Genomic DNA, 21,108 nt, shown 5'->3' on the forward strand with positions numbered 1-21,108 from the left:
ACCGAGCGGGAGCGACACGGCCCCGGCAGGCAGGCCCCGGCAGGCAGGCCCCGGCAGGCAGGCCCCGGCGGGCAGGTCAGCGGCGGGCTGCGCGGTCGTGCAGCAGGTCGCGAACCGCGGTGATGTCGCGGGGTGAGGTGCGCGAGGCCAGCCAGTACATCAGCCCGGTAGGGATGAAGAAGAGCTGGAACGCGGCGAGCCCGACCGCGTAGTTCAACGGCGGCGGGAAGGCCACCCGCAACGCGTGGAAGGCCGCCCCGACCAGCCCGTTGCCGGCTGCCCGGCCGACCCCGTTGACCAGGTTACCCAGGCTGTAGACGGTGCCCCGGTGCTCCGGCGGGTTGACGTCGGCGATCAGGGCGAACCAGTTCGGCGAGTTCGCCGAGGTCAGCGCCAACGCCACCAGGGCCGTCAGCAGGCTCAGCCCGACCGTCGGCTCGGTCACCACGCTGGCCAGCACCGCACCCACCACCGCGCCGGTGCCGCCGCCGTCGGGCACGTCGATCCGGATCGGCACGAAGAACAGCACCAGGTAGAACGGCAGCGCCGCGAGGATGCCGACCGCCGCGACCAGGGCCCGCCCCCGGGGGGTACGCCGTTGCAGCGCGTCCCCGGCCAGCCCGCCGACGATGGAGAACACCCCGCCGAGCTGGAACAGGGTGGCGAAGACGCTGCCCACCACGACCGCCGTCGCCGCCGAGTAGCCCTGCCCCTGCGCCCGCTCGGCGAACAACACCGGCAGCCACACCAGCGAGCCGAACGCCGCCTGCGCGGTGAGGCCCTGCATGATCAACCAGCGGTTGGTCCGCCGGCCCAGGATGCGCGGCAGGTCGGCCCGGGTGATCCGGTAGTCGTACTCGACGCCCGCCTCGATCGCCCCGGCCAGCTCCGGTTCGCTCTGCCCGCGCCGGATGTCGTACGTCAGCAGGTAGGCCACCGTGGCGGCCAGACCGACCACGGTGAGCAGCAGGAACGGGCGTCGCCAGTCGGTCGCGCCGAGCAGCCCGCCGGTGAGCGTGCCGGCCAGGGTGCCGACCCCCTGGGACAGCCCCCAGAAGCTCATCACCAGCCCCCGGCGACGCGGGGAGATCAGGTCGGTCACCACAGAGAACCCGACCGAGCCGACCGCACCCAACCCGACCGCGGCGACCAGTTGCGCGGCGAGGAACGTCGGGAAACCGGTGGCGAACGCGCTGCCGCCGGTGCCGGCCGCCCAGACCAGTGTGCCCACCATCAGCAGCGGCTTGCGGTTGGTCCGGTCGCCGACGTACGCCCAGGCCACCGCCGCGACCGCGCTGACCAGGAAGCTCACCGCCGTGACCAGGCCGAGCATCCGCTGCGGCACCCCCAGCGCCCCGGAGATCGGCCCGTACAGCGGGGGCACCAGGCCGATCGCCACGTTGTCCAGCGAGGCGAGCACCACGAACACCACGACGCTGTAGAGGCGGTGCGCCGTGTTTCCGCGCCGGGGCATCCTGCTGCCGGTCATGTCCGGCAGCCAACCAGGTGGGTCTCCCGGCCCGACGGGCACCCCCGCCGGGGCGGCACCGCCGACCCCGTCCCTGCGGGATCACCACGCCCGACAGGTGGCCGGGCCCTCGTCGGAGGTGACCGGCAGGACCACGGGGGACCCGGTCGTCGACCGGTGACCGGCCCCCGTGCGCCGGTCACCGGTCGACGTCGCCGGTCGGGTGGATCACTCCCCGGTCGCGGCCACCCGGTCGAGGGTGTGGTCGCGGGCCTCGGCGTACCGCTGCCGGATGGCGGGGACGGGCTCCGCCGCGTACTCCTCGGTGTCCTTCGGCGCCCAGGTGGGCGGGGTCGCGCCACCCAGGGCGAGCCAGGCGGCCTGGCGGGCCGCGCCGTCGGCGACGTACTCCCCTGGCGGGGGCACCAGCACCGGGCGACCGAAGACCTGGGGCGCGATCCGGCGGACCGCCGCCGAGCGGGCCCCGCCACCGACCAGGATCACCCGCTCGACGGTGGCCCCCTGGGCGACCAGCGCGTCGAGGCCGTCGGCCAACGCGCAGAGCATCCCCTCGACCGCCGCCCGGGCCAGGTGGGCCGGGGTGGCGGTGCGCAGGGTGAGGCCATGCACCGAGCCGGTGGCGGTGGGCCGGTCCGGGGTCCGCTCCCCTTCCAGGTAGGGCACCATGACCAGGCCGTCCGCCCCGGGTGGGGCGCTCAACGCCAACTCGGACAACGCGTCGAGGTCGACGCCGAGCAGCGTCGCCGCCGAGTCGAGCACCCGGGCCGCGTTGAGCGTGCAGACCAGCGGCAGGAACCGGCCGGTGGCGTCGGCGAAGCCGGCCACCGCGCCCCCGGCGTCGGCGGCGGGGGTGTCCGCCACCGCGAAGACCGTGCCGGAGGTGCCGATCGAGACGACCACGTCGCCCGGACCCGCGCCGACGCCCAGCGCGGCGGCGGCGTTGTCCCCGGTGCCGGGGCCGAGCAGGACGTCCCCGCCCGGCGTGGGCGAGCCCGCAGCGCCGTCGGGCCGGCCGGCGGCACCGCCCAGCACGCCCGGGTCGAGCACCCCGGCCTGCTCGGCCGGGCCGAGCACCGTGGGCACCTCGACGACCCGACCGAACGCCTGTTCCAGCAGGTCGGGTCGGTACTGCCCGGTGGCCGGCGACCAGTAGCCGGTGCCGCTGGCGTCACCCCGGTCGGTGCGCAGCGCCGCCAGGCCCGGGGCGCCCGCCAACCGCCAGGTCAACCAGTCGTGCGGCAGGCAGACGGCGGCGACCCGGGCGGCGTGCTCCGGCTCGTGCCGGGCCAGCCAGCGCAGCTTGGTGGCGGTGAAGCTGGCCACCGGGACCAGCCCCACCGCGTCGGCCCAGAACCGGCGGCCGGTCTCCCCGCCGCCGGCCTCGGCGATCAGGTCCCGGGCCGCGTCGGCGGACCGGGTGTCGTTCCACAGCAGCGCCGGCCGGACGACCTCGCCCGCCTCGTCCAGGCAGACCATGCCGTGCTGCTGACCGGCGACCGCCACGGCCGCCACGTCGGCCAGCCCGCCGGCCGCCTCGACGGCGGCCAGCAGGGCATCCCACCAGGCCCGTGGGTCGACCTCGGTGCCGTCCGGGTGCGGCGCGCGGCCCTCACGGACCAGCGCGCCGGTCTCCGCGTCCCGGATCACCACCTTGCAGGACTGGGTGGACGAGTCCACCCCGGCGACGAGCGGCATGCCGGGCCGCCTCAGCGCGCGCCGAGCAGGTGCTCGACGGCGAGCTGGTTGAGCCGGACGAAGCCGAAGCCCTTCGCGGCCGTCGCGTCCACGTCGAACTCCTCGAACGCGGACCGGTCGGCGAGCAGCCCGGCGTAGCCCTCACCGTCGCCCAGCGTCGGGCTGGCCAGCTCGCCGACCTTGCTGGCGGCGAGCGCCTCCACGACCTCCGGGTCGGCCCGGAACGCCGCCGCCCGCTCCTTGAGCAGCAGGTAGGTCGCCATGTTGGCCTCGGCCGACGCCCACACCCCGGCGATGTCCTCGGTGCGGGAGGGCTTGTAGTCGAAGTGGCGCGGGCCGTCGTACGCCGGACCACCGTTGGGGCCGCCGTTCTCCAGCAGGTCCACCAGGGCGAACGCGTTCATCAGGTCGCCGTGGCCGAAGACCAGGTCCTGGTCGTACTTGATGCCGCGCTGGCCGTTGAGGTCGAGGTGGAACAGCTTGCCCTGCCAGAGCGCCTGGGCGATGCCGTGGGCGTAGTTGAGGCCGGCCATCTGCTCGTGCCCGACCTCCGGGTTGAGGCCGACCATCTCGGGGCGGGCCAGCTCGGAGATGAACGCCAGCGCGTGCCCGACGGTGGGCAGCAGGATGTCGCCGCGCGGCTCGTTCGGCTTGGGCTCGATGGCGAACCGCAGGTCGTAGCCCTGGTCGACGACGTACTGGCAGAGCACGTCAACGGCCTCGCGGTAGCGGTCCAGCGCGGCCCGGATGTCCTTGGCCACGTCGTACTCGGAGCCCTCCCGGCCGCCCCACATGACGAAGGTCTTGGCACCCAGGTCGGCGGCGAGGTCGACGTTGCGCAGCACCTTACGCAGCGCGTAGCGCCGGACGTCACGGTCGTTGCTGGTGAAACCGCCGTCCTTGAACACCGGGTGGGTGAAGAGGTTGGTGGTGACCATCGGCACGACCAGCCCGGTCTCGTCCAGCGCCTTGCGGAACCGGGCGAGCTGGGCCTCCCGGGCGGCGTTGTCGGCGCCGAACGGGATCAGGTCGTCGTCGTGGAAGGTGATGCCGTACGCGCCCAGCTCGGCGAGCCGGTGCACGGCCTCGACGGCGTCCAGCTCAGGGCGGGTGGCGTCGCCGAACGGGTCACGGGCCTGCCAGCCCACCGTCCAGAGCCCGAAGGAGAACTTGTCGGCGGGGGTGGGACGGGGTGCCATGGCAGACCTCCGGTGGGGATGATGGTGGTGGCGGTGGGTGTGTCGCCCGCAATTTGTTCAGTGGTTGAATTAAATGGCCGTGCTGTGGCACTGTCAAGGGGTGACCGAGACCCGGACCGTCGGCGCGGTCCGCCAGGGAAGCCTGCGCGAACTCAACCTCGCCGTGGTGCTGCGGCGGATCGCCGACACCGGCCGGCCGCCCTCCCGGGCCGAGATCGCCGCCGACACCGGCCTGACCCGGGCCACCGTGTCCGCGGTCGTCGACGACCTGATCGCCGGCCGGCTGGTCACCGAGGCCGATCCCGCGCCCCGCACCGGTGCCGGCCGGCCCGCCCGAGGGCTGCTGCTCGGCGACACCGGCCCGGCCGGGCTCGGCCTGGAGGTCAACGTCGACTACCTCGCGGCCTGCGTGGTCGACCTCACCGGCGCCGTCCGGCACCACGAGGTACTCCGGATCGACCTGCGCCCCCTCTCCCCCGCCGACGCGCTCACCGCCCTGGTCGCCCTGGCCCGCCGGGCGCGTACCGTCGCCGACGACGCCGGACTCGGCCTGGCCGGGGCGGCCCTGGCCGTGCCGGGGCTGGTCGACGCGCGGGGCCTCGTCCGGCTCGCCCCCAACCTCGGCTGGCGGGACGTGGACGTGCCGGCCCTGCTCGCCGGTCACCCCGCCCTCACCGACCCGGTCGACGGGGTGCCCCCACTGGTGGTGGAGAACGAGGCGAACCTCGCCGCGCTCGGCGAACTGCACGCCCGCCCCGGCGGCCCACAGAGCTTCCTGCACGTCTCCGGCGAGATCGGCATCGGTGCCGGGATCGTGCTCGACGGGGCGCTGTTCCGGGGTTCCCGGGGCTGGAGCGGCGAGTTGGGCCACGTACCTGTCGATCCGGGTGGTCCCACCTGCCGCTGCGGCGCCCGGGGCTGCCTGGAGACGTACGCCGGGCAGGAGGCCGTGCTGGCGGCGGCCGGGCTGGCGGGCGCGGACCTGCCCGCCGACACCGCCGCCCGCCGGCTGGCCGACCTGGCCTGCTCCGGTGACCCGGCCACGCTCGCCGCGCTGAACGCCGCCGGCACCGCCCTCGGGGTCGCCGTCGCCGGGGTGGTGAACCTGCTCGACCTGGACACCGTCGTGCTCGGCGGCGGATACGCGACCCTCGCGCCGTGGCTGTGCCCACCGGTGCTGGCCGAACTCGACGACCGGGTGCTCACCAGCGGCTGGTCCCCGGTGACGGTGCGCCCGGCGGCGCTCGGTGCCGAATCCGCCGCCGTCGGCGGGGCCGGTTCGGTCGTCCGCCGGATCATCGCCCGGCCGTCCGGGTGGCTGTCCCACCCGCGCTGACCCCCGGTTGTCGGCTGGGCGATCGTCACCCCACCTCGGTACGCTTTCCCTGAGGCAACGATTCCTACCGAGGAGAGCACTCCCAGCATGCGCAGAGGTCGACAGACCGACGCGCCCGGCGACCGACGGTGACGACCACCCGTCGGGACGGGCGCGCCGGTCCGGTCAGCGGGGATGGCCCGGTGTCGCACGCGCCGGCCCGGCCGCCGGCGGACCAGTCGCTGCCGGCCGACCCCCAGCTGGCCCGGGAGCTGCTCGACGGTCTCGCCGAGGCCGTGGTCACCACCGACCCTGCCGGGCGGGTCACCCTGGTCAACGCGATGGCCGGGCAGCTCCTGCCCGAACTGGCCCCCGGCGTCGACCTGGCCGCGCACACCGTGCCGGCGCTGGCCCGGGCGGTCGTCGAGGGCACCGGGACGTTCGACGCCGAACACCACGGCCGCCGGCTGCGCGGCGTCTGCCGCCCCCTCGCCACCGGCGGCTGCGCCTGGTATGTCCGCGACGTCACCGACGAACAGGCCCGCACCGACGCGCTGCTCGCCGAGCGCTCCCGCACCGCCTTCCTGGCCCGCGCCGGCAGCCGACTCGGGCTGTCCCTGCACCGCGAGCAGACCCTGCGGGCCACCGTCACCCTGCCGGTGCCCTACCTCGCGGACGTCGCGCTGGTCGTGCACCGGTCACCACAGCCCGGCGAGGACCTCCCGCACTGGTTCCGGTACGCCGACGGCGAACCCGGCCCGGTCGGCGGGGTCGCCAGCCGGCAACTGGCCGGCGCGGTCCCCGGGCTCGTCGAGGCGCTCGACGGCGAGTCCACCGACCCCAGCCCCTGGCTCGACGCCGAGCTGGCCGACCTGACCGCCGTCCTGCCGGAGACCTTCGGCCGCCCCGGGACCGTGCTGATCAGCCCGATGCTCAGCGCGGGTGGGCCGGCTGGCGCGTTGATCCTGGTCCGGCGGGCGGGGCGGGCCGGTTTCGACCCGCGCGACATCGAGCTGACCAGGGAGTTCGCCGCCCGCGCCGGGTCCGCGATCGCCGCCGCCGAACTCTACGGCGAACAGGCGCACCTGGCCCGGGTGCTCCAGCACAGCCTGCTCCCCCCGCAGCTGCCCCCGGTGCCCGGCGTCACCCTCGCCGGTGGTTACCGCTCCGCCGGGGACAGCCTGCGCATCGGCGGCGACTTCTACGAGGTCTTCCCCACCGCCACCGGCGCCCTGTTCGCCCTCGGCGACGTCTGCGGCAAGGGGGTCGGCGCGGCCGTGCTCACCGGCCGGGTACGCCAGTCGTTGCAGACCCTGCGACTGGTCGAGCAGCGCCCCCACGAACTCGTCCAACTGCTCAACCGGGCACTGTTCGACTCCCCCGACGCCGCCCGGCGTAGCCAGTTCACCACCCTGCTGCTGGGCACCACCGAGCCGGGGTCCGACGGCGGGGTCCGGGTCCGGATCGCCGGCGGCGGGCACCCGTCCCCCCTGGTGGTACGCGCCGACGGGAGCATCGTCGAGGTGCGGGTGGGCGGGATGCCGATCGGTGCGTTCGCCACGGCGACGTTCGCCGAGGTGGAGGTGCGGCTCGCCCCGGGGGAACTGCTGCTGGCGTACACCGACGGGGTGACCGAGGCACGCGGTGGATCGGCGGCCGTCGAGATGTTCGGCGAACACCGGCTGCGGCAGGCGCTCGCCTCGGTGGCCGGGCTGCCACCGTCCGCCGTGATCGACTGGTTGCTCCAGCTCGTCGACGAGTGGCTCGACGGCGAGAGCCACGACGACATCGCGATGCTGGCCGTCTGCGCGGCGGAACCTGCGTGACCCGACCGACCCCGGACGAACCCACCCGGGAGGAACCGGGCCGGGCGACCGGCGAGGAACCGGCCGGTACGCGCCGACCGCCACCGGAAGATCCTGGGCGGGTCACACCGGACGGACCGGGGCGGGTGGCCCCGGGTGTCGTCCAGGCCTACCTCGGCTGCCTGGACCGGGCCGACCTGGTCGGCGCCATCCGGCTCGCGACCGGGCTGCTGGACGCGGGTGCCTCGGTGGCCGACGTCCTGGTGGACCTGGTCGCCGTCGCGCAGCGCGAGGTGGGGCTGCGCTGGCTGTCCGGCCGGTGGAGCATCGCCCAGGAGCACGCGGCCACCCACGTCAGCGAGCAGGTGGTCGAGGCGGTCGCCGCCCACACCGCCCCGACGGACGACCGGGGCCACGTGGTCCTGGCCTGTGTCGAAGGCGAGTGGCACGCGCTGGCCGCCCGGATCGTGATGGAGGTGGTCCGCGCCGCCGGCTGGCGGGTCACCTTCCTCGGCGCCAGTGTGCCGGTCCGGCACCTGGTCTCCTACCTGCATCAGACCGGCCCGGACGCGGTGCTGCTGAGCTGCGTGCAGCCGAGCCGGTTGGTGCGGGCGGGGCGGATGGTCGAGGCGTGCCGGGCGGCCGGGGTGCCGGTGGTGGCCGGCGGGCCCGGTTTCGGCCCCGAGGGCCGCTGGGCCACCGCGGTCGGTGCCGCCGGCTGGGGCGCCACCGCCCGGGACGCCGTCCGGCTGCTGTCCGGCCCGCTGCTCGCGGCCCCGCACACCGGTGCCGCGCCGACGGCCGGCTCCGACGAGTACGTACCGGTGCTGCGTCGCCGTCGGGAACTCGTCCAGCTCGTGCTCCGCGAGGTCACCCCCGCGGCGGAACGGGCGGAGGAGGTCGCCGGGGTCGTCGCCCAACTGGTCGACGCGCTGGCTGCGGCGATCCGGATCGGCGACCCGCAGCTGCTGGTCGAGTTCGTCCGTTGGCAGGCGGGGGTGCTCGACACCAGGGACGGGGCCCGGCTGGTGGACGACGTGCTGCGGGTGTGTGCCACCGCGCTGACCGAGCATCCCCGCTCGGCCGACCACCTGCACCGGGCCCGGACCGCACTGGCCACGCCACCGTGACCGGCCCGGGTCAGGCCGAGCGGGCCGCCGGTGGGTCGGCGGAGCCCGGACCGGGCTGGGTGGGTGGGTGCGGTGCCGACCGGAACTCCACCGCCGGCCCGGTCTCCCCCTCCCGGGCCCGCGCCACCCGGTCGAACTCCACCAGACCGCGCAGCAGTGCCTGCCGCCCCTCGCCGCTCATCCCGGCCAGCACGTCGGCGAGCCGTTGCCGGCGGTCCCGCCGCAGCTCAGCGAGCAGGCGGATGGACTCCGGGGTCAGGTGCAGGGCGATCTCCCGTCGGTCCGACCGGCCCGGCTCCCGCTCCAGCATGCCGGCGGCGACCAGTCGGTCACAGAGCCGGCTCGCCGAGGAGAGCAACATGTTCAGCAGGGCGGCGAGCCGGCGCAGGTTGATCCCGTCGTACCGCTCGACCACCATGACGGCGCGCAACTGCGCGCCGGACAGCCGGCTGGTGGTGTTCTCCCGGGCCGCCTCCCACACAGACAGCAGGGTCCCCGTCGCGCCGTCCAACTCGGCGGCCATACTCACGTCTGATCCGTAAGGACCACTCTCTTCGGCCATGGTGGGCCCGAGACTACCCCCCGTACCAGGGGATCTGCGCTTTCAGGAGGCGTGATGACGAGCGGACCCGAGGCCCGGGCCCGGCAGGTGCTGACCGAATCTCCGGCGGACCTGCTGCTGGACCGGCTCGCCGGGGAGCTGACACGGGCCTATCGGATCACCGACGTGGAGCTGTTCCAGGTCGACTACCGGTTGTCGGTGCTGCTGCCGCTGGCCGGTGGGGAGCCCGTGAGCGGCCCCGGTCACCCGGCCTGGCGCTGCTTCGACCACCAGCAGCCGGTGCTCACCGAGGGGGTGGGCTGGTTCCCCGTCGGGATGCGGGGTGAACGGCGCGGGGTGCTGCGGTTGGCCCCGGTGCCCGACGACCGGGCCACCGTCGGCGAGTTGGCCCGCATCGCCACCGCCCTGGGGCACGAGTTGGCCGCCGTCACCGCCGGCACCGACGTGTACCGCACCTCGCGCCGGGCCCGCCGGCTCACCCTGGCCGCCGAGATGCAGTGGGAACTGCTGCCGGGACGCAGCCGGGACCGGCCGTCGTTCCGCCTCGCCGGCCAGCTCGAACCGGCGTACGCGGTGCGCGGGGACAGTTTCGACTGGTCCGACGACGGCGACCGGCTGTGGCTGTCGACGATCAACGGGACGGGTGAGGGGGTGGCCGCCTCGATGCTCACCGCGTTGGCCACCCACGCGCTGCGCAACGCCCGCCGGGGCGGACTGGGCCTCGCCGACCAGGTCGCCCTCGCCGACCAGGCGATCTATGCCCTGCACGGGGGTGAGCAGCACCTGTCCGCCCTGGTCATGGAGCTGGATCTGGGCAGCGGTGTGCTGACCGCGGTGGACGCCGGGTCGCCCCGGTTGATGCTGCTGCGCGACGGCGAGGTCACCGAGCAGGTGCTGGACAAACAGTTCCCGTTGGGCATGTTCGAGGGCACCGACTACCAGCACCAGCGTTTCGAGCTGCGCCGCGGTGACCGGCTCTTCGTCCTCAGTGACGGCGTGCTCGACGCGACGGACCGGCACGTCCGGTACGGGGAGACGGCGCTGGAGCGCTTCCTGCGTCGTACCGGACCGATGACGCCGCTGGACGCGGTCCGCTCGCTCATCGGTGACCTGCGCGCCTTCGTGGCCGGTGACCTGGTCGACGACGCGGTGGTCGTCTGCCTGGACTGGACCGGCCCGCAGCCGTGAGCCGGGGCCCGGCTGCGGGCCGCCGTTCGGGGTGCGGTGCGGGCCTGGGGCCGGGGTTCAGTAGGCCCCGCGCCCGCGCAGCACCGCGCCGAAGGTCTTCCACAGGATGGTCAGGTCGGCGGCGAGTGACCAGTTCTCCACGTAGTAGAGGTCCAGCCGGATGCCGTCCTCCCAGCTCAGGTCGGACCGGCCGCTGACCTGCCAGAGGCCGGTCATGCCGGGCTTGACCAGCAGGCGGCGGGCCACGTCGCCGTCGTAGCGGGCCACCTCGGAGGGCAGCGGCGGACGGGGGCCGACCAGGCTCATCTGCCCGAGCAGCACGTTGACCAGCTGGGGCAGCTCGTCGGCCGACCACTTCCGCAGCAGGCGGCCGATCCGGGTGACCCGCGGGTCGTCGCGCATCTTGAACATCAGCCCGTTGGTCTCGTTGCGGGCCGCCAGTTCGGCGAGGAGCGCGTCGGCGTTGACCACCATGGTGCGGAACTTCAGCACCCCGAACTCCTGGCCGCCCTGCCCGACCCGGGTCTGCCGGAACAGCACCGGGCCCCGGCTGTCCAGCTTGACGGCTAGCGCGATCACCGCCACCAGCGGCAGCAGCAGTGCCAGCGCCACCGCGGCGGCCGACCGGTCGACGAACTCCTTGACCAGCTTGCGGGCCCCCCGGAACTCGGGCGCCTCGACGTGGATCAGCGGCAGCCCGGCCACCGGCCGGGTGTGGATGCGCGGCCCGGCCACGTCGGTGAGCGCCGGGGCGACCACCAGGTCGATCCCGGTGCCTTCCAACTGCCAGCCCAGCCGGCGCAGCCGGGTCGCGGTCAACTCGCCGGACGCGGTGACCGCGACGGTGTCCGCGCCGATCGCGGCGGCCGCCTCCGGGATGCCCCGCAGGGAGCCGACCACCGGCACGTCGCTGAGCCGTTGCGGCACGGGGGCGAGCAGCGCGTCGGGGATACACGCGCCGACCACGTGGTAGCCGGCGTACGGCTCCCGACGCAGGGTGTGCACCAACTCCAGCACGTGTGCGGTGTCCCCGACGACGAGGACCCGACGGGACCATCCGTCGCCCCGGCAGCGGGCCCGGTGCAGCGCCTTACGGGCGGCGAACCGGGTGACCACCAGCCCGACCGTGCCGACGGCGAAGGAGATGCCGAGGAAACCCCGGGAGACCCCGGCGTCGAAGATGTAACCGGCGATCGCGACCCCACCGGCCAGGCGCAGGCTGGCCCCGCTGACCCGCCGGTACTCGTCGGCCCCGTAGCCGAGTACCCGGTCGTCGTAACAGCGCAGTGCCTTGAGCGAGACCAACCAGACCAGCACCAGGGCCGGTGCCACCACCACGTACGGGATCTCGGAGCCGCGCGGCACCGCGTCGCCGAAGCGGGTGGCGTAGCCGGCGAGGACCGCCAGCGACAGCACGGCGGTGTCCAGCACCACCAGGGTGCGGACGTAGCCCCGCTGGTTGGCCTGGGAACGGGTACCCGCCGATCGGCGACCTGGCGCCGACGGCGGGGTACGGACGGGCGTGGACAGCGTTGCCGAGGTCACCCAACCTCCCCCACATCACACTTGTCGGCTCCGAGCCCGATGCTCACCTCTGGCGGGGCCTGCCGGCCGGAGCGCTCCCGACATCCTGCCCCACAATGATGCTCACCTATTGCTTCGGACGCATTACTGTCAGTTTTCTTTCGCCGCCGAGATGGCGGAATCCCATCACCGCATTATTTCTCACCGAATGCAGCGATTCGTTTGCCCTGTGCGACGGCTCAACGCGGCGCGTTCGGACGCAACGCGATGGCCTTCAGGAAGATGTCACCGATCTTGGAGGGGTCCTCGGTGACGAAGGCGCCACCACCGGTGACGCTGGTGATCGACTGGAGTTCGGTCTTGGAGACCTCACTGCCGATGCCGATGATGACCACCTGCACCGGACGCTCCGGATCGTTGAGCTGCTTGAGCCGGGTGATCAATCCGCTCTGTGAAATGCCGTTCTTGTCCTCGTTCTTACCGTCGGTGAACAGCACCACCGAATTGACCCGGCCGGGCTCCCAACCGTCCTGGACCGTCTTGTACGCCGCCAGCATGGTGTCGTACAGGCCGGTGTCGCCGCTGGACGGGCGGATGCCGGCGAGCCCCTGCTCCAGTTTGGCCCGGTTGCCGGAGAGCGGGTTGATCGGCTCGATCTCCCGCCAGTCCCGCGAACCGACCAGTTCGGTGGAGAACGTCCACAGCCCGATCGACCAGGAGTCGTCGAAGAGGTTCAGCCCCCGGCTGGCCGCCGCCACGGTCACCTGTTCGCGGCTGGCGTTGTTGGCCGACGGGACCGGGGCCTTCATCGACCCGGAGACGTCGATGACACAGAGCATCCGCCCGGACTGGGTGGCGATCGACCAGCCGGAGACCGCACGGTCTATGGCCACCGGGTCCAGGCCACCCGCGGCGGTCCCGCCGGACGGCGGCACCGCCGTACCGCCGCCGGCCGGGCTCGGCGCACCCTGCGGTGCCTTGAAGCCGTCACCCCAGTTGCCGTCCGGGGCACGCAGCGACTGCACGGCCAGCCGGTTCTTGAAGCCCTGCGTGGTGAGCAGCTCGAAGAGCACCTTCGCCGCCGACGCCTTGGTCTGGTCGATCCCGGGCAGCACCGCGTAGGGGTAGTCCAGCGGCATCGGCGACGGCTCCAGATAGAGCGCGGCCAGCGGGATCGGCGGCTTGGTGTTGTTGTAGGCGATGACGTCCTCCTCCGACAGCGCGGCGGCGCCGAGCGCGCTGGCGATGGAGGTCGGGTCGTTGGAGCGCGGGAACCGGGCCAGCAGGTCCTGCCGCAGCGCCGACCGGCCGGTGGCCAGCGCCCGCAGGGCGGCCGTGGTCGCCTGCTGGGCGTCGCCGCCTCCGCCGCTCGCGGCGGCGGTCAGGGAGAGCAGGCCGGAGAGCCCGGCGGCGTCCTGGGTCGGCTCGACGATGCCGGCCCGCAGCGGCTTGTCACTGCGGACGGCGCGCAGCATGTCGTTCCAGGTGAGCTTCTTGTCCGGCCAGCCGAACTTGGTGGTGGCGACCGGCTGCGGCATGGCCACCACGACCGGGCTGCGGGCGATGGAGGCGCCGTTGCCGGGCGCGAACGCGGTGGCGCCGCCGCTCTTGAGGCGCAGCAGCCAGGTCGACGAGTCCGGGATCCAGACGTCGGGGGTGACCGCGGTGCCGCTGGCCTGTCCCACCCCGGCGAGGCTGGCCCCGTGCTTACTGGCCACCGCGGCGGCCACCTCCACCGGCTCGGAGGCGGCGACGTTCACCTTGATGCAGGTGCCACCGACCGCCGCGCCGTCCGCCACCCACTGGGCCGCCGCCGCCTCGACGGCCGGTGCCACCTCGGGCGCGGCGGCCACGCCGAGCTGGATCCCTCCTGAGCAGGACGGTCCGGCCAGCTGCTGGTAACCGACCCAGGAGCCGCCGACCACGACGACGAGCGCGGTCGCCGCCGCGGCGGCGCCCGCTCCACGGATACTTGAACGCATGCGATGGCGGCCAGACACGCTGACCATCTTGCGTATCTCGTGCGCTTACTGCCACAACCGTTCGGACGAAAGTTACGCAGGAGAAACAGTTGATCACTATTTTCCCACTCTGCGTAATCAGACCGTTTCGTGACGTGGCCCGAATCCACCCTGGACAACCGGCATCTGTCAGGGCAGTACGCAGGTCGGGCTGCCGGTCGACACCGGCTCACCCACCGGCGACGGCACGCCCGAGTCCGGGTCGACCCAAAACACCCGGATCATGTCGGCCCGTTCGTCGGCCACATAGAGGTGCCGCCCGCTCAACGTAAAGTGCCGGGGCCACTCCCCACCGGTGTCCACCTCGTCGACCAGCCGCGGCAGGTCCCCGTCGAGAGCGAAGACCGCCACCGTGCCCACCCCGCGGTTGCCCACGTAGAGGAACCGGCCGTCCGGCCCCACGGTGATCTCCGACGGCTGGACGTGGCCGGCCCGCGCGCTCGCGTCCACCCGGCCCCGCTGGTGCAGCACCCCCTCGGCGGTCACCTCGTAGGCGGTCACCGTCGCATCCAGCTCACCGGCGAGCCAGCAGCGCCGCCCGTCGGGATGCCGGGCCAGGTGCCGGGGACCGGTGCCGGGGGCCGTCCGCACCCGGGGGGCCCGCGGCGTCAGCCGGCCGGAGGCCGCGTCCAGGTCGTACCGGTAGATCGAGTCGGTGCCCAGGTCGACGACGAGCAGCGGGCCGGCGCCGGGGTCGGGCGACACCATGTGGCAGTGCGCCTGTTCCTGCCGCTCCGGGTCCGGACCGTGCCCCTGGTGGATCACCAGGTCGGTGCGTTCCCCGGGCACCCCCCGCCCGTCCAGCGGCAGGACGGCGACGCTGCCCCCGCCGTAGTTGGCGACGAAGAGGTGCCCGCCGTCGGGAGCGACCGCCAGATGGGCCGGCTCGGCACCCCCGGTCGACCACACCCCCAGCGGGGTCAGCCCGCCGTCAGGGCCGACGTCGAAGGCGCTCACCTGCCCCTCGGGCAACTCGTTGACGGCGTACAGCACCGGCCGGGCGGGGTGGCGGGCGAGGAAGGACGGCGACGGGGTCGACGCGACCGTGCCGAGCAGGGTCAACTGCCCCGACTCCGGATCGCGTCGGGCGGCGACGATGCCCTCCCCGCGCCCGCCCGACCGTGCCGTGTAACCGCCGATGTGGACGATCGTGCCCGTCACCGAACCACCCTCCGCCGAATCCGCCGTCGATCTCCAGGCTTCCCGCAATCCCCGGCCGTCACCCCTGATTTCCGGGTTTTCCTCACCGGCGGGACCCGGCCGGCCGGTTCAGCCCACCGGCACCGGTTCCCCACGCTGGCGGGCCACGTGCTCCACCAGCGAGATCAGCACCAGCTTGCCGGACTGCCGGTCCCGGGCGTCACAGAGCACCACGGGCACCTCCGGCTCGATGTCCAGCGCCTGCCGGACCGCCTCCGCGCCGAACCGACGGGTGTCCTCGAAGCAGTTCACGCCCACCACGAACGGGATGCCGCGCTGCTCGAAGTAGTCGATCGACGGGAAACAGTCGGGCAGCCGGCGGGTGTCGGCCAGCACCACCGCGCCGAGCGCGCCGAAGGCCAACTCGTCCCAGAGGAACCAGAACCGATCCTGCCCCGGGGTGCCGAACAGATAGACCTGGAGGTCGTCGGTGATGGTGATCCGACCGAAGTCCATCGCCACCGTGGTGGTCGATTTGCCCTCCACCCCGGAGAGGTCGTCGGTGCCGATGCCGGCGTCGGTCAGCACCTCCTCGGTCTGCAACGGCCGGACCTCACTGAGCGCACTCACCAGCGTCGTCTTGCCGGCACCGAAGCCACCGGCGATGAGGATCTTGAGGGCCAGGGGCAACCGGGCCGGTGAGGGGTCGCGCTCAGAGCGCACGTAGTCCACTGACCACCGCCTTGAGAATGTCGTTGTCGGGAAGGCCGGCGGCGGCCGGCGGTTCGTGCACGGTGACCAGCCCACGGGCGAGCAGGTCACCGAGGAGGACCTGGACCACGCCGAGGGCGAGGTCCAGGTCGGCGGCGAGATCCACGACCGCCACCGGTTGCCGGGCGCACTCCACCAGCCGGCGGTGCTCGGGTTGCAACCCCGGCTGGCCGTACGGGTCGACGCCCGCCGCGGCCAGCACGAAGGCCACCAGGTCGAAGCCGCCGACGGCAGGCCGCACCCGACCACCGGTGAGGGTGTACGGGCGTACGACCGGCCCGGCTGCGCCGTCCAACCACTCGTGCTGGTGACCCGGCTGCTCAGCCCGCATCGGCGATCCCCGCCGCCGCCCTGGCCGGCGCGGTCAGGTTCTCGCCGACCCGGACGACCAGCATCGCCATCTCGTACGCCACCAGGCCGATGTCCGCGTCCGCCGCGCAGGCCACCGCCAGGCAGGCCCCCTGACCGGCGGCCGTCACGAAGAGGTACGCCTCCTCCATCTCCACCACGGTCTGCCGGACGCCACCGGCGGCCAACTGCCGGCTGGCCCCCTTCGCCAGGCTGGAGAAGCCCGAGGCCAGTGCGCAGAGGTGCTCGGCGTCGGAGCGGTCCAAATCGGCGGACGCGCCGAGCAGCAGGCCGTCGGCGGAGAGGATCACCGCCTGCCGGGCCGCCGGCACCCGTTCCACCAGCTCGTCGAGCAACCAGCCGAGATCAGCGTTCTGCCGTGTCGTGTGCACCACTAGGCGTCCCTCTCAGTCGCGGTCGAATCGGACGTCGCCGCCGGGCCGGCCGGTGACGGTGGCACCCCGACGCCGTCGGTCCGTCCCGGCTCGTCGCCGGCGGTCGGGTCGGGCCGGGCCGGCGGCGCCGGGTGGACGCCGCTGCTGTCCAGGCGCCCCCGGGCGGTACCGGCCTGGAGGGCCGACATCTGCCGGCGTACCTCCTCGGGAGAGCGGGCGGCGGGCGCGTCCTGACTGGCCGGGGGCAGCTGGTGGGCGGCCGGCCCCCGACGGCGGACCCGACGGGGCAGACCGTCGCCGTCGGGGGCGGCCTCCACCGACGAGGTACGGGCCGGGGCGAACGGCAGCACGGTCTGCTCCGGCCGTTCCCGGGTGGTCCGGGTGGTCCGTGGTCGGGGCAGCGTGGTCAGCCGGGACACCGACGCCGCCGGGCGGTCCCGGGTGGGCGCGGCGATCGGCGGCTCCTCGGTGACCAGGTCGGCGGGGATACGCACCAGCGCGGTGAGCCCGACCGGCGTGCCGGCCCGCAGGGTGACCTTGACGTCGTGCCGGGCGGCCAGCCGGGACACCACGAACAGGCCGAGCCGGGCGCTGTCGGCCGGATCGAACTCCGGCGGGGTGGCCAGCCGCCGGTTGGCGTCCTCGATCGCCTGGGGCGACATCCCCAGCCCGTGGTCGGTGATCTCGACGAGGTAGCCGTCGACGACGGGCGTCCCGGTCACCTCGACCCGACGCTCGGGCGGGGAGAACGCGGTGGCGTTCTCGATCAGCTCGGCGAGCAGGTGGATGACGTCGGCGACGGCCCGGCCGAGCAGTCCGGCCGGGCCGACCCGGCCGATGTCCACCCGGTCGTACGCCTCGACCTCGGAGATCGCGCCGCGCAGCACGTCCAGCAGGGCGACCGGCTGCCGCCAGCCCCGCCCCGGGGCCGCGCCGGCCAGGATGACCAGGTCCTCGGCGTGCCGGCGCAGCCGGGTGGCGAGGTGGTCCACGCGGAACAACTCGGCCAGTTCGTCCGGGTCCTCGGCGCGGCGTTCCATCCGGTCGAGCACCGCAAGTTGCCGGTGCACCAGCCCCTGGCTGCGCCGGGCCAGGTTGAGGAAGACCTCGTTCAACCCCCGTCGCAGCGTCACCTCGTCGATCGCCGACCGGACCGCCACCCGGCTGACCTCGGTGAACGCCCGACCGACGTCGCCGATCTCGTCGGCGCCGTAGGACAGCGGCGGGGCCTCCCGGGCCACGTCGACCTGCTCACCCCGGCGCAACCGGGTGACCACGTCGGGCAGCCGGTGCTCGGCCAGTTCCAGCGCGGCGGCGCGGACCGCGGACAGCCGGCGGGCCAGCGTCCGGCCGACCCGGACGGCGACCAGCAGCGACGCCACGATCGCCGCCAGCCCCAGCACCCCGGCCACACCGAGCCGGGCCAGGATCGTGACGGCGACCGGCACCGAACGCTCGGCCAGCCCGTCGGCCTGGCTCAGCTCGAAGTCGCGCAGCTCCTGCTGCACCGCTTCCTGACTGGCCTGCCAGGTCCGGGCGTCGATCGGCGGGACGGCGGACGGCCCGACGGTCAGCAGCTGCTCCTGCATGGTGCGCAGCCGGACGAACGCCTCCCCCTCCACCAACCGCTGGTAGGCGGCCCGGTCGGCGGCCGGCAGGTCGGCCACGGACGCCTCCGCGACGAACCGCTCGTTGGCGATGGTCTGCACCAGCCGCAGGTGCTCGCCCTCGGTGAACCGGCCGGTTACGAACGCACCGGCCAGCACCGCGTCGGTCTGGCCGAGCAGCTCGCGGGAGCGGCCGAGCGCGGTCAGGGCGAGCGCCTGCCGGTTCAGCTCCGCGTCGGGCAGGGCCGCCGTGGCGGCGAACGCCTGGAACGCCGAGGAGATCATGCCGCTGTAGAGCCCGATCGCGCCGGCCCGGTCGACCTGCCGCCGGTCGATGAACCCCCGACCGGCGGGCAGCGCCTCCAGGGCGGCGCCGAGCGCGTCCAGCCGGGCGTTGAGCAGGTCGCCTGCGGCGTCGCGTAGCTGCTCCCCGGCCATCAGCCGACGCAGCTCGACGATCGCCTCGTCGGTGCGGCGCCGCTGTTGCGCCAGGGCGGGCAGGGTGTCGGTGCCGGCCAGGTGGATCACCGAGGCCCGGCGCTCCCGTTGCAGCTCGGCCACCACCTGTTCGCCGGGCCGACCGAAGTCCGACAGCAGGGTCCGGGCGGCGAGCAGGTCGAGAGCCGGCCCGAAGGTCAACGTCGTGGCAAAGATCCAGAGCGCCAGCAGGGCGGCCACGGGGGTGACGACCAGGGCGGTCAGCTTGGCGCGGATCGGCCAGTCGCGGGTGTCCATGATTCCTCGCCCGGGCGGGAGTGTCGGCGGTGACGCCGGTACCGGCCGGGCGGTCCGGCATCGACGCCGGGCACCGGCGCGGCGCCTTGGGCAGGATACGTAATCCTGACGCTCAGCACTACCGTGCGTCTCCCGCCGTCACCGCTGCGTCGCCGCCGCCGGACCCGCCGTCGCGGCCCGGCGGATCGGGTCGCACCCGGGTTGATCAGGCATCGACGACACCCACCACGACCACCGACGACCCGTCGGCTGGCCCCGGGTACCGGCGGAAAAAACGTGACCGGGCCGCCCGCCCCGATCGACCCCGGACGTACGACGTGACCGGTTCGTCACGGTCCGGTGCGAACCGGCGAAGGAAATTCGCCGGATCGGGATTGGTGATCAGTGCGGGGAGGGAATACCGGAGGGTGAAGGAGGAGGCCATGTCGCCCACGCAGATAGTCCTACTGGTTCTCGTCGTCCTGGTGGTGGCGGCGCTGGTCGCCGTGGCCGTCGTGGCCAACCGACGACGCGCCCTCAGGTCCCGGTTCGGCCCCGAGTACGACCGGGTGGTCGCGGAGCAGGACAGCCGCAGCGCCGCCGAACGCGAACTGCGCGAGCGGGAGCGCCGGCACGCGGAGCTGACCCTGACCCCGCTCAGCCCGCAGGACCGGGCCCGGTACGCCGCCGCCTGGGAAGAGTTGCAGGTCCGCTTCGTCGACTCGCCGGCCGAGACCGTCGGCGACGCCGACGAGCTGGTCAGCCAGCTGATCACCGACCGGGGTTACCCGACCGGCGAGTTCACCGAGCAGGTCGCCCACCTCTCCGTGGAGCACGCCCGCACGCTGACCCACTACCGGGAGGCGCACGAGATCCGGCTGCGCAACGAGCGCGGTGAGGCCGGCACCGAGGACCTCCGCCAGGCCGTCGTCCACTACCGGGCGCTCTTCGCCGACCTGCTCGGCGAGGACCCGGTCGGGCACCGCCCGGCGCAGCAGCAGCACCCGGACCGCCCGCAGGACGCCACCACCCGCTGAGGAGAACCCCACCATGCGCCAGGACGAGCAGCAGCTCCACACCGACCACCCGGAGGTCGTCCGGTCCACCCCGGTGGCGGTGCCACCCCCGGACGCGGAGGACACCGACACCGCCGGCCGGCACGGCCGGGACCGGCACGCCGGGACGCCCGAGGACGCGCTCGACGACCGGGGCATCTTCGACGACCCGGGGGCCGACGGCGACCTGGACACCACCCGCCCGTACCCCGTGGACGACGCCGACCGGGACGGGCTGGACGACCGGCACGACCGGGACGCGCTGAGCGACCGGGACGCGCTGAGCGACCGGGACGACGTGACCGGTCCCGACGGTGACCGGCGGCCGGAGTTCCACGAGCCGGCGCCCCTGCCGACCGCCTTCGGCGCGACCAGCGTGGGTGACGCGGTGGCCGCCTCGGCCCTGGCCGGCGGGCGACCGCAGGACGAGCGGGACGCCCGGGACGAGGACACCGTCGCGCCCGGCGACGGGGCGCCGGGGCAGACCGGGCCGTTCGACGACGAGCGGGCCGACCCGACCGCGGCGGACCGGATCCACGACCGGGACCGTTGGTCGTCCGGGGCCACCGACCCGCACCCCACCGCCGAGGACACCGACCTCCCGGCCGCCGACCGAGCCACCACCGCCGACCCGGACACCACGACGGACCGCGCCGCCGCCGACCTGGACACCACGGGCGGCCCGGACATCACGGGCGGCCCGGACACCACCGCCGCGCCGGGCACCACGGCCGGCGGCGTCGTGACGGCGGCGGCAGCAGGCGGCGCGGCCGGCGCGGTCGCCTCGGCCGACGCCGGCCGGTCGGCGAACAGCACCGTGCCCAGCGACGCCGCCACGCTGTTCGAGGCGGACGCCGCGCAGGGCTTCCGGGACCGCTGGCGCGACGTCCAGCTGCGGTTCGTCGACGATCCCCGGGCGGCCGCCGGCGAGGCGCAGTCGCTCGTCGAGGAGGCGATCGGGGCGCTGTCCAAAGCGCTCGCCGCGCAGAAGGAGAAGCTGGGGGGCTGGCAGGGTGCCGGCGAGGCCGACACCGAGCAGCTCCGGGTGGCGGTCCGTCAGTACCGCGACTTCCTGGACCGGGTGCTGGGCCGCTGAGCCGACCCGGGACAGCCGGCCGCCGCCCCGCGCGGACCATTGCGCCCCAACGGC

Annotated in this window: 17 protein-coding genes; 6 read left to right on the forward strand and 11 right to left on the reverse strand. The window is 74.3% G+C overall.

All coding sequences use genetic code 11. The features are described from left to right. Positions 1–76 precede the first annotated feature (76 nt). The 3 genes from ACQP2H_RS24920 to xylA form a co-directional block, all read right to left on the reverse strand. A complete protein-coding gene (locus tag ACQP2H_RS24920; protein ID WP_219464399.1) occupies positions 77–1,489 on the reverse strand; it encodes an MFS transporter in 1,413 nt (470 codons plus the stop codon). Positions 1,490–1,696: 207 nt separating this feature from the next. Continuing rightward, entirely contained in the window at positions 1,697–3,184 is a 1,488-nt protein-coding gene (xylB, locus tag ACQP2H_RS24925; protein ID WP_219464400.1) for a xylulokinase, read from the reverse strand. Positions 3,185–3,195: 11 nt separating this feature from the next. Then, the gene (gene xylA / locus ACQP2H_RS24930; RefSeq protein ID WP_208568456.1) at positions 3,196–4,383 is read right to left on the reverse strand and encodes a xylose isomerase; all 1,188 of its coding nucleotides are present in this window, start codon (positions 4,381–4,383) and stop codon (positions 3,196–3,198) included. Between the two features lie 73 nt (positions 4,384–4,456). Here xylA and ACQP2H_RS24935 point away from each other — a divergent pair, with 73 nt between their 5' ends. The 3 genes from ACQP2H_RS24935 to ACQP2H_RS24945 all read left to right on the forward strand — a co-directional run bounded on the left by ACQP2H_RS24935 (position 4,457) and on the right by ACQP2H_RS24945 (position 8,633). Beyond that, the gene (locus tag ACQP2H_RS24935; protein WP_433229083.1) at positions 4,457–5,719 is read left to right on the forward strand and encodes an ROK family protein; all 1,263 of its coding nucleotides are present in this window, start codon (positions 4,457–4,459) and stop codon (positions 5,717–5,719) included. 182 nt (positions 5,720–5,901) lie between these two features. After that, positions 5,902–7,524 (forward strand): PP2C family protein-serine/threonine phosphatase, encoded by a 1,623-nt coding sequence (locus tag ACQP2H_RS24940; protein ID WP_357534954.1) that lies wholly within the window; start codon positions 5,902–5,904, stop codon positions 7,522–7,524. A 125-nt stretch (positions 7,525–7,649) separates the two neighbouring features. Continuing rightward, the gene (locus ACQP2H_RS24945) at positions 7,650–8,633 is read left to right on the forward strand and encodes a cobalamin B12-binding domain-containing protein (RefSeq protein ID WP_219464403.1); all 984 of its coding nucleotides are present in this window, start codon (positions 7,650–7,652) and stop codon (positions 8,631–8,633) included. Between the two features lie 10 nt (positions 8,634–8,643). Here ACQP2H_RS24945 and ACQP2H_RS24950 read toward each other — a convergent pair whose 3' ends face one another. Continuing rightward, entirely contained in the window at positions 8,644–9,156 is a 513-nt protein-coding gene (locus ACQP2H_RS24950) for a MarR family winged helix-turn-helix transcriptional regulator (RefSeq protein ID WP_208568506.1), read from the reverse strand. A gap of 93 nt (positions 9,157–9,249) precedes the next feature. Here ACQP2H_RS24950 and ACQP2H_RS24955 point away from each other — a divergent pair, with 93 nt between their 5' ends. Beyond that, positions 9,250–10,383, forward strand: coding sequence for a PP2C family protein-serine/threonine phosphatase (locus ACQP2H_RS24955; protein ID WP_433229084.1), 1,134 nt, complete (start codon positions 9,250–9,252; stop codon positions 10,381–10,383). 57 nt (positions 10,384–10,440) lie between these two features. Here the strand turns inward: ACQP2H_RS24955 and ACQP2H_RS24960 are convergent, their stop codons facing one another. The 7 genes from ACQP2H_RS24960 to ACQP2H_RS24990 form a co-directional block, all read right to left on the reverse strand. Beyond that, on the reverse strand, positions 10,441–11,928 hold the full coding sequence (locus ACQP2H_RS24960) for a sugar transferase (protein WP_219464405.1): 1,488 nt from the start codon (positions 11,926–11,928) through the stop codon (positions 10,441–10,443). Positions 11,929–12,146: 218 nt separating this feature from the next. After that, complete coding sequence (locus tag ACQP2H_RS24965; RefSeq protein ID WP_357534960.1) at positions 12,147–13,889, reverse strand: VWA domain-containing protein; 1,743 nt, start codon at positions 13,887–13,889, stop codon at positions 12,147–12,149. 168 nt (positions 13,890–14,057) lie between these two features. Beyond that, on the reverse strand, positions 14,058–15,089 hold the full coding sequence (locus ACQP2H_RS24970; protein ID WP_219464407.1) for a lactonase family protein: 1,032 nt from the start codon (positions 15,087–15,089) through the stop codon (positions 14,058–14,060). A 108-nt stretch (positions 15,090–15,197) separates the two neighbouring features. Continuing rightward, complete coding sequence (locus tag ACQP2H_RS24975; RefSeq protein WP_208568448.1) at positions 15,198–15,800, reverse strand: GTP-binding protein; 603 nt, start codon at positions 15,798–15,800, stop codon at positions 15,198–15,200. Beyond that, a complete protein-coding gene (locus tag ACQP2H_RS24980; protein ID WP_208568447.1) occupies positions 15,781–16,170 on the reverse strand; it encodes a DUF742 domain-containing protein in 390 nt (129 codons plus the stop codon). Before ACQP2H_RS24980 ends, ACQP2H_RS24975 begins: the two co-directional genes overlap by 20 nt. Further along, a complete protein-coding gene (locus tag ACQP2H_RS24985) occupies positions 16,160–16,582 on the reverse strand; it encodes a roadblock/LC7 domain-containing protein (RefSeq protein ID WP_219464408.1) in 423 nt (140 codons plus the stop codon). The genes ACQP2H_RS24980 and ACQP2H_RS24985 overlap by 11 nt, the downstream gene beginning before the upstream one ends. Continuing rightward, a complete protein-coding gene (locus tag ACQP2H_RS24990) occupies positions 16,582–18,924 on the reverse strand; it encodes a sensor histidine kinase (RefSeq protein WP_357534963.1) in 2,343 nt (780 codons plus the stop codon). The genes ACQP2H_RS24985 and ACQP2H_RS24990 overlap by 1 nt, the downstream gene beginning before the upstream one ends. A 422-nt stretch (positions 18,925–19,346) precedes the next feature. Between ACQP2H_RS24990 and ACQP2H_RS24995 the strand changes: the two genes are divergently transcribed. Both ACQP2H_RS24995 and ACQP2H_RS25000 read left to right on the forward strand, forming a co-directional pair. Beyond that, positions 19,347–19,940, forward strand: coding sequence for a hypothetical protein (locus tag ACQP2H_RS24995; RefSeq protein WP_219464411.1), 594 nt, complete (start codon positions 19,347–19,349; stop codon positions 19,938–19,940). A 13-nt stretch (positions 19,941–19,953) separates the two neighbouring features. Further along, positions 19,954–21,054: a hypothetical protein gene (locus tag ACQP2H_RS25000; RefSeq protein WP_433229086.1), complete on the forward strand. Its 1,101-nt coding sequence runs from the start codon at positions 19,954–19,956 to the stop codon at positions 21,052–21,054. Positions 21,055–21,108: the final 54 nt, after the last annotated feature.

Source organism: Micromonospora sp. CA-248260 (assembly GCF_050942205.1).
GTDB classification, from domain to species: Bacteria; Actinomycetota; Actinomycetes; order Mycobacteriales; family Micromonosporaceae; genus Micromonospora; species Micromonospora antibiotica.

Excerpts from the sequence above, each read along its gene's own strand:
- ACQP2H_RS24920 (WP_219464399.1), bottom strand. The coding sequence starts at position 1,489 with ATGACCGGCAGCAGGATGCCCCGGCGCGGAAACACGGCGCACCGCCTC.
- xylB (WP_219464400.1), bottom strand. The coding sequence starts at position 3,184 with ATGCCGCTCGTCGCCGGGGTGGACTCGTCCACCCAGTCCTGCAAGGTG.
- xylA (WP_208568456.1), bottom strand. The coding sequence starts at position 4,383 with ATGGCACCCCGTCCCACCCCCGCCGACAAGTTCTCCTTCGGGCTCTGG.
- ACQP2H_RS24935 (WP_433229083.1), top strand. The coding sequence starts at position 4,457 with ATGGCCGTGCTGTGGCACTGTCAAGGGGTGACCGAGACCCGGACCGTC.
- ACQP2H_RS24950 (WP_208568506.1), bottom strand. The coding sequence starts at position 9,156 with ATGGCCGCCGAGTTGGACGGCGCGACGGGGACCCTGCTGTCTGTGTGG.
- ACQP2H_RS24955 (WP_433229084.1), top strand. The coding sequence starts at position 9,250 with ATGACGAGCGGACCCGAGGCCCGGGCCCGGCAGGTGCTGACCGAATCT.
- ACQP2H_RS24965 (WP_357534960.1), bottom strand. The coding sequence starts at position 13,889 with ATGCGTTCAAGTATCCGTGGAGCGGGCGCCGCCGCGGCGGCGACCGCG.
- ACQP2H_RS24980 (WP_208568447.1), bottom strand. The coding sequence starts at position 16,170 with ATGCGGGCTGAGCAGCCGGGTCACCAGCACGAGTGGTTGGACGGCGCA.
- ACQP2H_RS24990 (WP_357534963.1), bottom strand. The coding sequence starts at position 18,924 with ATGGACACCCGCGACTGGCCGATCCGCGCCAAGCTGACCGCCCTGGTC.
- ACQP2H_RS24995 (WP_219464411.1), top strand. The coding sequence starts at position 19,347 with ATGTCGCCCACGCAGATAGTCCTACTGGTTCTCGTCGTCCTGGTGGTG.
- ACQP2H_RS25000 (WP_433229086.1), top strand. The coding sequence starts at position 19,954 with ATGCGCCAGGACGAGCAGCAGCTCCACACCGACCACCCGGAGGTCGTC.